Source organism: Variovorax sp. GW821-FHT09B05 (assembly GCF_059418265.1).
The window spans coordinates 134,978-147,293 of the sequence record NZ_JBWKPN010000004.1; the positions used below are offsets into that span (position 1 = coordinate 134,978).

General features: G+C 64.4%; 13 protein-coding genes and 1 pseudogene. 5 read left to right on the top strand and 9 right to left on the bottom strand.

The features are described 5' to 3' along the window. Window positions 1–10: 10 nt before the first annotated feature. The 7 genes from AC07RM_RS12385 to AC07RM_RS12415 form a co-directional block, all read right to left on the bottom strand. Window positions 11–754 carry an amino acid ABC transporter ATP-binding protein gene (locus tag AC07RM_RS12385; protein ID WP_495334641.1) on the bottom strand — a complete coding sequence of 248 codons (744 nt, stop codon included), beginning with the start codon at window positions 752–754 and terminating at the stop codon, window positions 11–13. A 39-nt stretch (window positions 755–793) separates the two neighbouring features. Beyond that, complete coding sequence (locus AC07RM_RS12390; RefSeq protein WP_495334642.1) at window positions 794–1,915, bottom strand: amino acid ABC transporter permease; 1,122 nt, start codon at window positions 1,913–1,915, stop codon at window positions 794–796. 1 nt (window position 1,916) lies between these two features. Then, entirely contained in the window at window positions 1,917–3,029 is a 1,113-nt protein-coding gene (locus AC07RM_RS12395) for an amino acid ABC transporter permease (RefSeq protein WP_495334643.1), read from the bottom strand. 85 nt (window positions 3,030–3,114) lie between these two features. Then, the gene (locus AC07RM_RS12400) at window positions 3,115–4,149 is read right to left on the bottom strand and encodes an amino acid ABC transporter substrate-binding protein (RefSeq protein ID WP_495334644.1); all 1,035 of its coding nucleotides are present in this window, start codon (window positions 4,147–4,149) and stop codon (window positions 3,115–3,117) included. Between the two features lie 116 nt (window positions 4,150–4,265). Next, on the bottom strand, window positions 4,266–5,441 hold the full coding sequence (locus tag AC07RM_RS12405) for a trans-sulfuration enzyme family protein (protein ID WP_495334645.1): 1,176 nt from the start codon (window positions 5,439–5,441) through the stop codon (window positions 4,266–4,268). 78 nt (window positions 5,442–5,519) lie between these two features. Next, the gene (locus AC07RM_RS12410) at window positions 5,520–6,941 is read right to left on the bottom strand and encodes an aldehyde dehydrogenase family protein (protein WP_495334646.1); all 1,422 of its coding nucleotides are present in this window, start codon (window positions 6,939–6,941) and stop codon (window positions 5,520–5,522) included. 52 nt (window positions 6,942–6,993) lie between these two features. Continuing rightward, window positions 6,994–7,620 (bottom strand): peroxiredoxin, encoded by a 627-nt coding sequence (locus AC07RM_RS12415; RefSeq protein ID WP_495334647.1) that lies wholly within the window; start codon window positions 7,618–7,620, stop codon window positions 6,994–6,996. 57 nt (window positions 7,621–7,677) lie between these two features. Between AC07RM_RS12415 and AC07RM_RS12420 the strand changes: the two genes are divergently transcribed. From AC07RM_RS12420 to AC07RM_RS12440, 5 genes and pseudogenes are all read left to right on the top strand, one after another. After that, window positions 7,678–9,009, top strand: coding sequence for an aminotransferase-like domain-containing protein (locus AC07RM_RS12420; protein ID WP_495334648.1), 1,332 nt, complete (start codon window positions 7,678–7,680; stop codon window positions 9,007–9,009). A 183-nt stretch (window positions 9,010–9,192) separates the two neighbouring features. Beyond that, the gene (locus AC07RM_RS12425; protein WP_495334649.1) at window positions 9,193–9,582 is read left to right on the top strand and encodes a cupin domain-containing protein; all 390 of its coding nucleotides are present in this window, start codon (window positions 9,193–9,195) and stop codon (window positions 9,580–9,582) included. Between the two features lie 85 nt (window positions 9,583–9,667). After that, complete coding sequence (locus tag AC07RM_RS12430) at window positions 9,668–10,231, top strand: GNAT family N-acetyltransferase (RefSeq protein WP_495334650.1); 564 nt, start codon at window positions 9,668–9,670, stop codon at window positions 10,229–10,231. 67 nt (window positions 10,232–10,298) lie between these two features. Continuing rightward, window positions 10,299–10,463: a hypothetical protein gene (locus tag AC07RM_RS12435; protein ID WP_495334651.1), complete on the top strand. Its 165-nt coding sequence runs from the start codon at window positions 10,299–10,301 to the stop codon at window positions 10,461–10,463. A gap of 31 nt (window positions 10,464–10,494) precedes the next feature. Continuing rightward, window positions 10,495–10,863: pseudogene (locus AC07RM_RS12440) on the top strand (MmyB family transcriptional regulator). 208 nt (window positions 10,864–11,071) lie between these two features. Here the strand turns inward: AC07RM_RS12440 and AC07RM_RS12445 are convergent. Further along, complete coding sequence (locus tag AC07RM_RS12445; RefSeq protein WP_495334652.1) at window positions 11,072–11,458, bottom strand: hypothetical protein; 387 nt, start codon at window positions 11,456–11,458, stop codon at window positions 11,072–11,074. A gap of 41 nt (window positions 11,459–11,499) precedes the next feature. Further along, entirely contained in the window at window positions 11,500–12,084 is a 585-nt protein-coding gene (locus AC07RM_RS12450) for a hypothetical protein (protein WP_495334653.1), read from the bottom strand. Window positions 12,085–12,316 lie beyond the last annotated feature (232 nt).

Sequence of the window (12,316 nt, forward strand, 5' to 3'; positions counted from 1 at the left end):
GGTAGATCCTTCAATGTCCAAGGATCTTCTCAAGGAAGTTTCGGCTTCGCTCGCTCTGCGGGCGATTGAAGAATTCGTGCGGACTGTTCTGCTCGACGATCTGTCCCTGGTCCATGAAGATCACGCGATCAGCCACCGCCTTGGCGAATGCCATCTCGTGCGTCACGCAAACCATGGTGATGCCCTGTCCGGCGAGTTCGATCATGACGTCCAGCACCTCCTTGATCATCTCGGGATCGAGCGCAGAGGTCGGCTCGTCGAAGAGCATGATCTTGGGCGTCAGGCAAAGCGCGCGGGCGATGGCGACGCGCTGCTGCTGTCCGCCGGACAGCTGCAGCGGGTACTTGCGGGCCTGCTCGGCAATGCGCACGCGCTCGAGTTGCTGCATCGCTCTTTCCTCGGCCTCTTTCCGGGGCAGCCTGCCGACCCAGATCGGCGAGAGCGTCAGGTTTTCCAGCACCGTGAGGTGGGGAAACAGGTTGAACTGCTGGAACACCATGCCGACCTTCCTGCGGACCTCGTCGATGGCCTTGACGTCGTCGGTCAACTCCATGTCGTCCACCACGAGGCGGCCTTGCTGGTGCTCCTCCAACCGATTGATGCAACGGATCAAGGTGGATTTCCCCGACCCGGAGGGCCCGCACAGCACGATGCGCTCGCCGCGGTCCACCTGCAGGTCGATGTCGCGCAGCACGTGGTAGTCGGTGCCGTACCACTTGTTGACTTTCTGGAAACTGATGATGGTGTCGTTCATTGTTCTTGCTCGCTCGTTCTCTGATCGTTCCGGGTTCGCTCAACGTCGCCTGCTCTTGCCGATCTGCCGCTCCACCCAGCGGCTGTACCGCGACATCGAGAAGCAGAAGAGGAAATACACCAGAGCAATGAAGAGATAGCCCTGCAGCTTGAACGGGTGCCAGTCGGCATCGCCGTTGATGGCGAGATCGAGTGCACCAGTCAGGTCGTACAGGCCGACGATGCTCACCAGCGAGGTGTCCTTGAAGATGGAAATGAAGGTGTTCATGATGCTGGGCACCACCGTGGCCAGCGCCTGCGGCAGCACGACCTTGCGCTGGGTCTGCCAGTAGGACAGTCCGAGCGTGGCCGCGGCTTCCGCCTGCCCCTTGGGGATCGACTGCAGCCCGGCGCGCACCACCTCGGCAAGGTAGGCGGCGGAAAACAGCGTCATGCCCGCCACCACCCGTACCAGCACATCGATCGTCATGCCCTGCGGCATGAACAACGGGAACATGAACGAGGCCATGAACAGCACCGAGATCAACGGAACGCCTCGGATCAACTCGACATAGACGGTGCAAAGGCTCCGGATCACGGGCAGCTGGGAGCGCCGGCCCAGCGCGACCGCCAGCGCGATCGGAAACGCGAACATGACCGACAGCGTCGACAACAGGACGGTCAGCGGCAATCCACCCCAGCGATCGGTCTCGACGCGCGCCAGCCCCGGCAGCCCGCCGTGCATCAGCGTGAAGAAGATCGCCAGCGACAGCATCCAGAGCACGCCGAGCCAGGGCCGCCAGAACGCGCGGACGCAACTTGCGGCCAGCATAAGCAGCAAGCACAGCGTGGCCGCCAACGGGCGCCACTGCTCGTCGAATGGATAACGCCCGAAAACGATGAAGCGGTGCTTTTCGGCCACGACGCCCCAGCACGCGCCCATTTCCTGGTGGGCACGGCAGGCGGCGACATCGGGTTCCCACACGGCGCCGAGGAGCGCCCAGTCGACGACACGCGCCAGGGCAAGGACCAGCACGGCACCCAGCACGATGGATGCGGCCGCGGTGCGCCAGTCGGCGAACAGGTTGGCGTGCAACCGGACCCACGGCCCGTCGACGTACGAAGGCGCCGGGCGTGCGGCGATCGGCTCGAAGGGAGCCGGGTGGCTCATGGAGTCGGCCATCTCAACGCTCCTTGATCGCCGCGCGGGCGTTGTATCGACCCATCACCACCGAGGTGATCAACGAGAGCGCCAGATAGACCGACATGAGGATGGCGATACATTCCACCGCCCTCCCCGTCTGGTTCATGGCGGTGTTGGCGATGGAGACGATGTCGGGATATCCGATGGCCACCGCCAGCGACGAGTTCTTGGTCAGATTCAGGTACTGGCTGGTCAGCGGCGGAACGATCACCCGCAAGGCCTGGGGCAGGACCACTAGCCGGATGCCCAGCGCGTGGCCCAACCCCAGAGCGGCAGCCGCCTCGCCCTGCCCCGAGGGCACCGAGGCGATACCCCCGCGAACCACCTCGGCGATGAAAGCAGCGGTATAGATCGAGAGCCCCAACACGATGGCCAGGAACTCGGGCGTGAGCGCACCGCCGTTCTCCACCGAGAACTCGCCCTTCGACGGTACGTCCAACGCGGCCGGCGCCCCGCCCAATAGCCAACCCGACAGCGCGGCCGCCAGCCACAACGCGATGGAGATCCGCCATGTCCCGAGCGCGATGCCCGTGGTCTCGAACCGTCGCCGGGCCCGGCGGCGAAACGCGATCACCAATACCCCACCCACGCCCACCCCGGCAAGGGTCCAGGCGTGGCCCGCTTGCCATTGCAGCTTAGGAAAATTCAATCCACCCTTGCTGAGAAAAAAGGGGCCGGCCTGCCATGCGTCCCGGATGGGCGGCAGCAACTGCGTCAATACGAGATACCACATGAGCAGTTGCAGCAGCACCGGTATGTTGCGAAAGCACTCCACATATGCCGCGCACAGCCCCCGCACCAAGGCATTGCGGGAAAAGCGCCCCACCCCGAGCAAGGTACCAAGGACGGTAGCGGCCACGATGCCCGCGAGCGCGACACGCACCGTGTTGAGCAGGCCAGCGCAGAAGGCACTCCAGTACGAAGCGGCCGGATCGAATGGCAGAAGGCTCTCGCCAATGCTGAAACCAGCCGGCTGCCACAGGAAGTCGAAGCCGCTCTGGATGCCGCGGGCCTGCATGTTGTGCAAGGTGTTCGAGATCAGAGCCCACACCGTCACCGCGATGCCGGCGACGGCGAGGACCTGGCAGGCCACGCCGCGAACGGCCCGGCTGCGCGGCGACCACCGTCCGCGCCTCGAAGGCAGGGCGGCAGAGGACATCGGGACTGGCACGGCAGATTCAGCGCAATGGGTAGGCATACATCAGTCCGCCCTTGTTCCATGGGTTGTTGAATCCGCGCGCCAGTTCCAGCGGCGATCGCGAGCCCACGTTGCGATCGAAGATTTCGCCGTAGTTGCCGGTGCTCCTGATGACACGGACCATCCAATCCTTGTCGAGACCCAGCAGCTTCCCGGTGTCGTCGCCAGCGCCCAGAATGCGTTTGACCGCGGGGTCTTCGCTGCCGGCCTTGAGCTTCTCGACATCGGCCTGCGTGATGCCGTACTCCTCGGCTTCGTTCAGCCCATGGATGACCCATTTCACGATGGCTGCCCACTCGTCGTCGCCGCGCCGCACCAGCGGCCCCAGGGGTTCCTTCGAAATCAGCTCGGGAAGGAGCACGTGTTCCTCGGGCTTCGGCGCGACCTTCGCGCGCACCGCCGCCAGGCCCGAGGCGTCGGTGGTGAAGGCGATGCAACGGCCCGAGAAATAGGATGCGGTCGCGGCCTCTTCCTTCTCGAAGACCACCGGCCTGATGCCCAGGTTGTTGGCCCTGGAATAGTCGGTGAGGTTCTTCTCCGTCGTCGTGCCCGACTGCACGCAGACCGTCTGCCCCTTGAGTTGCCTGGCGTTCTTGATGCCGCTCGCCCTGGGGACCAGAAATCCCTGTCCGTCGTAATAGGTCACCGCGGTGTCGCGCAGGCCCAGCGACGCATCGCGTGTCAGCGTGAACGAGGTGTTGCGCGACAGCACGTCGATCTCGCCCGACTGCAATGCCGTGAAGCGCTGCTGCGCTGTCAGCGGAACGAATTTCACCTTTTCGGCGTCCCCAAGCGTCGCGGCGGCCACCGCGCGACAAATGTCGACGTCGAGGCCGCGCCATCGCCCGGCTGAATCGGCGGCGGCGAACCCTGGCCTGCCGGTGTGCACGCCACACGCCAGCTGTCCGCGTGCGCGAATGCTGTCGAGGGTCTTGCCTGCCATAGCGGGTGCGCTGGCGATCCAGCCGGCAAGCACGAGCGGCAAGGCTGCCGCGAAACGGATGATTCTGTTCATTCGATTGTCTCCTGTGGATGGGTCGGTAACTACGCCTGCGAGAGCGCTCTCGCGGCCGGACCGCGCGCCCGACCGAACCGGGCGGCGCTACATGGGCGGGGTACCGTGGAACCGACTCAGCCCAGCGCCTGGGCCACGTCTTCGAGCAGGTCCTCGGTGTTCTCGATGCCGCAGGCGAGACGGATCAGGCCGCCGATGATTCCCTGCTGTTCGAGCGCTTCCTGGGACAGCTGCTTGCCGAACAGCGCCGCGGGCTGCACGACTGTGGAAGTCACGCCGCCCAGGCTGCTCGCGAAAGTGACCAGCCGCAGCTTCTTAATGAAGCGCTCGGCTGCCTCGAAGCCACCCTTGAGCTCGAAGGTCAGGAGCCCGCCATAGCCGGACATTTGCTTGCGGGCAAGCGCATGCTGCGGATGCGTCGAGAGCCCCGGGTAGTAGATCCTGGCGATCGCGGGGTGCTTTTCGAGAAACTCCGCGACGGCCTGGCCGTTCGCGTTGTGCTGCCGCATGCGCAACTCCAGGGTACGGATGCCGCGCAGCGCAAGCCACGAATTGAAAGGTGCGCCGATGGCGCCCGTCGTCAGGCTCAGGTCCCAGATGCGCTCTATCAACTCGCGCCTCCCGACCAGGGCGCCGGCCAGCAGGTCATGGTGGCCGCCGATGTACTTGGTCACGCTGTGCATCACGACGTCGACGCCGAACTCCGTGGGGCGCTGGTTCAGCGGGGTCGCGAAGGTGTTGTCGCAGAGCGTGACGATGCCACGGGCCTTGGCCAGCTCGCACACCGCCCGCATGTCGGTGATGTGCATCATCGGATTGACCGGCGATTCCAGGATGATCAGCCTGGTGTTGGGTCGGATCGACGCCGCGAAAGCCTCGACGGAGCGCTGGTCCACCTGGGTGGTCTCCACACCGAAGGACGGCAGGAGCGTCTGCAGGATGTTGGTGATGCCTATGTAGTGGTTTACCTGCCCGATCACGTGGTCGCCGGCCTTCACCAGCGCCAGCACGGCGGTGGAGAGCGCACCCATGCCCGAGGCGGTGATCAGGCCGCTTTCCGCGCCCTCGAGTTGCGCGATCACCTTCGCCAGCCTCGCGGAAGTGGGATTGCCCCGCCGCGTGTAGTAGCGATCGCCCAGTGGCGTAGCGATCTCCTGCAGATGATCGATGTCGCGCGCGAAGAAGTTGACCGACTGATGCAGGGGCGGCGAGACGCTGGTGTCGTCGGACAGGTCGCTGTCGGCCGTGAGCAGGCGTGTGGTCAGGCCGGGTTGGGAGGGAGAGAGGTTCATGGAAAACTCCTTGTTCGAAAAAGAAAGAGAGAAAAGGAAAAGGAAGCAGAAAGAAGTGCGCGCCGGTGCGCCGCGGTGTCAATTCCGCGCGGGGCGACGATGGAAGCTGGCGACCTTGATCTCGGTCATGTCGAGCGCCGCGGATCGCACGCCCTCGCGGCCCAGCCCCGAGCCCTTGATGCCGCCGAAGGGCATCGCGTCGATCCGGTAGTCGCTGCTGTCGTTGACCATCACGGCGCCGGCCTCGAGCAGATCGATCGCGTTGAGCGCCGTATCCATGTCGCGCGTGAAGATCGCGGCCTGCAGCCCGAAGTCGGGGGTATTGGCGCGCCGGATCGCCTCGTCGAAACCGTCGAAGGCCGCGAGCACCGTCACGGGACCGAAGATCTCTTCGGTCGCGAGCGGGTGATGGTCCGGAAGCCGATCGACCAGCGTCGGCGCGATGAAGCTGCCTTCGCGCGTTGCACCGGTCAGGACCACCGCCCCCGCAGCCCTCGCCGAATCCAGCACACCGGCCACGCGCGAGGCCGCCGCCGGGTCGATCAGGCAGCCCATGTCCGTGGTCTCATCGAGCTTCGCGCCAACGCGCAGCGCCCGCGTTCGATCGACCAGGGCATCGCGGAACCGTGCGTGCAGCGACCTCTGCACGTAGATGCGCTGCACGTGCAGGCAATTCTGGCCCGCGGCCCAGAAGGCGCCCGACGCGCAGGCCTCGACCGCAGCGTCCAGGTCCGCGTCGGACATGACGATCGTCGGGCAATTGCTGCCCAGTTCGAGGCTCAGTTTCTTGAACCCCGCAGCGGCGATGATTCTTTCGCCCGCCACCCGGCCGCCCGTGAACGACACCATGCGAACCTGCGAGGCGGAGATCAGCGTCGGGCCGATCTCCTCCCCCGTGCCGGTCAGCACCTGGAGCACGCCTTCGGGCAAGCCCGCTTTCATCAGGGTGCGCGCCAGCATCAGCGCCGACAGCGGCGTACGCTCGTGCGGCTTCAGGATCACCGTGTTGCCCGCCGCGATCGCGGGCCCGATCTTGTGAGCCACCAGATTGAGAGGATCGTTGAACGGCGTGATCGCGAGGACCACGCCCACGGGTTCGCGCACCGTGTAGCCGCTGCGATGCTCGCTGCCCGGGCGTTGATCGAAGGCGATCGTGCTCCCCAGCAGGCGGCTCGCCTCTTCGGCGGACAGTCTCAGGGTTGCCACGCAGCGCCCGACCTCCAGCCGGGCCTCGCGGATGGTTTTCACGCCTTCCAGCGCAATCGTGCGTGCGAAGCGTTCGGCATCGGCCTCCACCAGGACCGCGGCCCGCTGCAGCAGCGCCGCGCGTCGATGGACGGGGAGCGCTCGGGCCATCGAACGCGCGGCGAATGCCGACTCGACCGCCCGCTGCGCGTCTCGCCCGGAGGCGCGCGGGACGGTCGCGGCGATTGCGCCATCCTCGGGGTTTCTTACCTCCATGATCCGCGAGCCGGCCTCCCAGCAGCCGGCCAACAGCATGGGGTGATGGACCGCCTCCGCGGACCTGTGCACTGTCGATTCCATCTGCGCTTCACCCTCGCGTCTTGCGATGGGCCTTGCCGGCCTGCGTTGCCGACAGCCACGCAATGACCTGCTGCGCGCTCTGGTCGGGGGGAAAGACGGGGTAGAACACCTGGACGATCTCACTGTCGCGGCAGACCAGCGTCACGCGCTTGAGCACCTGCGTTCCTGCCACGCGCGCCTCCAGCACCGGCAGCGACAAGGCCGCCTTGAATTCGAGCTGCTCGTCGCTCAGCAGCTCATAGGGCAAATGGATGCGCAGCGTCTCGCCACGCAGATAGTCGGGGCTTTGCGTGGCCAGGCCGAACACCTTCGCACCGAATGCCGCTAGGTCTTCCTGATGATCGCGAAAGGAACAGCTTTGCGGCGTGCAGCCGCGCGCACCAGGGATCGAATCCCAGTCGTCGGGCAACAGCGAATCGTCCTCGCCCGACATCGGATAGATGTAGATGACGACCAGCCCAGCGAGCGAGGACATGTCGACGCCACGGCCGGAAGAACTGACGAGCTCCACGGGGGGCAGTTTTCGCCCGAGCAGATGGGCACAGGCGCCATCGTCGACGGGTACGGGGAGATCCTTGGGGAGTTCGGGTGCTTTCAGCATCGCTAATTTCTCTTTCGAGGATTGATCAGGCATGCGTTCGAGCGTAATCTTCTGTCCTAGTACGAGCAAAAAATTGTTCTAGATACGCTCATGATCAAGTCCCAATACAAATCGATCGTCGACGACCTGGTCACGCAGATTCGCGAGGGGCATCTGCCACCGGGCACGCAGTTGCCCACGGTGCGGGCGTTGATGAAGCAGCATGGGGTGGCGCTGGCCACCGCATCGAAGGTCTATGCGGAGCTGCGCTCCATCGGCCTGGTCATCGGCGAGACGGGCAGAGGGACCTTCGTGCGCGATACGTCGCTGCCGCGCGGGCTGGGCCTCGAGCAGCAACCGTTGCCCAGCGGCGCGGTGGATCTCACGTTCAACTACCCGACCTTGCCGGGGCAGGCGGAAATGCTGCGCGAGGGCTTGCGCTCCCTGGCCTTGTCGGGCGACCTCGACGCGCTGCTGCACTCGCCGCCGCAGGGCGGCCGTCCGCACGAGCGCCACACCGTTGCCAGGCACCTGCGCAACCGCGGGATCCGCGTGCCGGCGGAGCAGGTGCTCATCGTCAACGGCGCGCAGCAGGGTCTTGCCATCACGGTGATGAGCTTGCTCGAACCAGGCAACGTCATCGCCGTCGACTCCTTGACGTATCCCGGAATGAAGCGGCTGGCCCAAGCGTTCAAGCTCGACATGGAGCCGCTCGCGCCCTCATCGCGAGGTCTCGATCTGGACGCGCTGTCGAAACTCTGCAAACGCCGACGCGTGCGTGCCCTGTACACCATGCCCACCATCCACAACCCGCTCGGCTACGTGATGGCAAAGGAAGATCGGATCGCGCTCGCCGGGCTGGCCGAGAAGCACGACTTCCTGATCATCGAGGACGGAGCCTATGCGTTCCTCGCGGAGCCTGCGCCCAAACCGGTCTTCGTGCACGCCCCGCACCGGACCATCTACGTATGCGGGCTGTCGAAGAGCGTCGCATCCGGATTGAGATTCGGGTTCGTGGCGGCACCGGCACACATGATTGCACTGCTCGAGCGCGGAATCCGGGTGTCGACCTGGAACACACCGTCGGTGATGGTGGCGCTGGGATGCAGCTGGATCGAATCCGGCACGGTCGACGCGCTCGAGGAAAGAAAGAGAGAGGACGCGCGCGCCCGGCAGCGGCTCGCGCGCCGGATCCTGCGCGACTGCGACATCACGTCGCACACCACGTCCTACTACCTGTGGCTCGAGTTGCCGGAGGGACAACGCGCAGACCTCGTCGCCGCCGCGCTCGAACGGGAAGGTGTACTCGTGACCACGGCCGAGCCGTTCGCGGCGACGATGAATGCGCCGAATGCCTTGCGCCTGACGATCGGATCGATATCGATGGACGCACTCGAGACGGCCTTGCGGAAGGTCCGCCATGCCGTCGATGTCGCGCACTGATGAGCAACGCATGCTCGGCCCGATCGTCCATGGGCATGCAGGAGCACCGCGACGCCGACGCCTTCATAGGGCGTGCGTCTGCAAGCATAGGCGTCCGGTATTGGACGCGCATGCCACGCCACTCCTAAGATGGATATACCGCAACCCTGGAGCGGCACCCGCTCCTTTTCTGGAGTTCCCGTGTTGAACGTTCTGTCCCCCGCAAACATTGCCGCGTCGCTTTCGGAGCTCTGGTCGCCACGAGTCATCGGCGAAGTCGATGATGCCTTCATCAAGGTGGCGAAACTTCAGGGCTCGTTGACCTGGCACAGCCACGATGAGGAAGACGAGCTCTTTCTTGTGCTCAAGGGACGCCTGCGCATCGAGCTCGAAGGCGGCTCGGTCGAACTGGGCGAAGGCGAGATGTTCATCGTCCCGAAAGGCGTTCGACACAACCCGGTCGCCGAGGACGAGTGCCAGGTCATGCTGATCGAGCGCAAGTCGACGCTGCATACCGGCAATGTCAGGGTCGAGAAAACTCGCTCGCTGGCTGAGCAACTTCGCCCCTTGGGAACGGTTTCGGCCGCGCAATGAATCGGCGTTGCTTGCCCGGCAGCCCCTGGCGCGATGCGCCGATGAAGAGGGGAACCGAAGCGCGCAGGAGCGCAGAAAGATCGCCGTGACCCCTTCCGTCCAACTCGTCTGGCCCTCGCATGCATGTCTGCCGGGGTACGTGGCCGCCCTCGAGCGCGGCTGGTCACCCAACAATCTCAGGCCGCAGGCGGGCAGCGAGGAGCTCGCGCAGATCCAGACCGATCCCGCGCGCTTTCTCGCCAGCCTCGTCGACCGCGAAGCCAAGGGCCCGCCCGTCACGCTGCCCAGAGGCGCGCAGGTGCCGCGGTTGCCCAGCTACCGGCGCTGGATCTGGGACGGCGAATTCTGCGGCAGCATTCAGCTGCGCTGGCAGCCCGGCACCGACAGCCTGCCCGCGTACTGCCTGGGCCACATCGGCTATGGGGTGGTGCCATGGAAAGCCGGCCGGGGCCATGCCAAGGCGGCATTGCGGCTGATCCTGCCCGAGGCGCGCACGGTGGGACTGGGCCGCGTGGAGCTCACAGCCAGCCCCGACAACCTGGCATCGCAGCACGTGATTCGCGCCAATGGCGGCGTGCTGGTCGAGGAGTTCGTCTCCCTGCCCGAACTGGGCGGGCGGCCCGAACTGAGATTCCGGATCGCGCTCTGAATGCATCTCCCCGGTGGTCCGATGTCCCTCTTTGTTTTCATTCATTTTGAATCTCGAGAGGCCGGCAGTGAATGCCTTCACCCGCGAGGCGCTTCTCACTTCAGGGCGAATCCATCGTCAGCTTGCCGGCCACGCACCAGCAAGGACGTTCGTGCACAAGACGGTGCCGCAGATGATTCGAAAGATCGTCGCGAGCCTTTCACATCCGGCGTACGTCCGACCGGGCTTGTGATCTGTTCGCATGGAACGACGCGACGATCCAGATGTTCTGCGACTTCAGTGCCCTGCCGAAAGCCGAGCAGAACATCCCTCTTTTCGTCTTTGCCGATGCGCGGGCGCATGCCCTCTTTGGCGACGGTTAGCCGACCGTCGCAGGCGCCATACTGGCGCAGTTTCGTGCCGTGCACGATCTCTAGGCCGACGATCCGGCCTTTGTCGAGCTGAACTATTGGCTGCGCAAATCAACTCCAAAGCTCGGCGCGTGGTGGCCAGACCGCGACATTCGCGCGCCGATGCCCGGACGCTCGAGGTTGCACCATCCGCCGCGGGGCTTGGTGCGCTTCGACCACGCCAGCTTCCACGCGAACTACAACCCGACGCTGAAACTAGGCATCTACACGCCAGCTTGTTAACTGAACCTCGCCGTCTACAGACGGCACTCGCTGCATGGGAAGCTTTCGTCGTAATGTTCAGCATGTGTGTGAGATGAATGGCTGAACAGATGAAATCCGAGGGCGAGCCGCTGGCCATAGGTCATCGCGCAGCGGGGATGACCGCAGCGCGGATGCGGCAAACAAAGAGATGACACCGGCCGCCTCGTTATTGAAATGGTAGCTTGTCTTATCGACAAAGCGCATCTGCTTCGAGAAGCAAAGCATCGATCACCCGATCGACGGCTCCCGCAAACTCGCCGCTCGTCGCCAACGTGCGATGCGTTCGCTCGAGCAGTTCTTGAAACGCGGGGTCTGCCAACGCACCATCTCCGAACAAATCAAGCAATCCGGCTTCGAGGAATGCCCGGAATGCGCGGTGCCTGCGCCAAGGATCCTCCCGTGTGATCCCTCGGATCTGCGCCGCGACATAGACCGCCACATCGGGCCGCCCCTGCTTGGCCGCAAGGAGGCCATCAGGCGGGGGGTTTCCAAGGTCGAGCGCCTTGTTCTGACGCAACAGCACCTGGGTGCGGAGTGACTGAAGAAAAAGATCGGCTTTGGAAATGGAACTCATACATATGTCGGCACCCAGCAACGCCAATGGCACACAGTGGGCTATTGTCGGTATGAAGACAGCAGGAAATGCGAAACGTCAACCTGCGTCGGGGTCTCCACTTGGCCATCCTTTGCCCCAATAGGCATTTTCAGCGCATGCGGCAGATCGCGGCCTTCCATGTGCCGAAGGCGCTGCAGCACACCTCGCATATCTCGATTCATCGGCTCGTTGCTTGTATTCAGCGCGATGCCTCTTTCAATGAACTGGTAGGCATCCTCATTGCGTCCTGATTGCAGCGCCTGCAACCCAAGGACGAACTGTTGCCAAGGCTCGTTGCCCTCCTGCAGCAAAGCCTCCCATGTCGCTTCAGCAACCGCGGCGCGCCCACCCGTCAACTGGAGCAGCCCTAGCTGAAAGCGCGCCGCCGCATGGTTGGACGCACGCGACAGACACCGGACATAGGCGGACTCAGCCTCGTCCAGCAACCCGACCTCCGCGAAGTTCGCTCCCATGAGGAAATGGGGAATCGACGACTCCGGTTGCAATGCAGCCGCCTCGCGCAGAAGGGCGTTGGCTTCGTCAAACTGCTTCGCGTGCATCGCCGCGAGTGCCCTGTCGATCGCAAGCTGATAGTTGATTGTCATAGGACCGTCATTACTCATTTCCAGGACTGGGCTTCATGAGGAGACCGACCGCCACGTTCACCCACGCCACAAGCGCATGGCGAAGGTGATGCACCTTCGGGAAGCTTCCCAGACGGCAGAATCGCCGAAAACCATCGTCAGCGATCGCCCGAGGTCCGCCATCGTTGGTTATCCCGCGTTTCCCGTCGAAGTTTAGGGTGCTGTCAGCGAAATCTTCGCAGCAAAAGAAAAG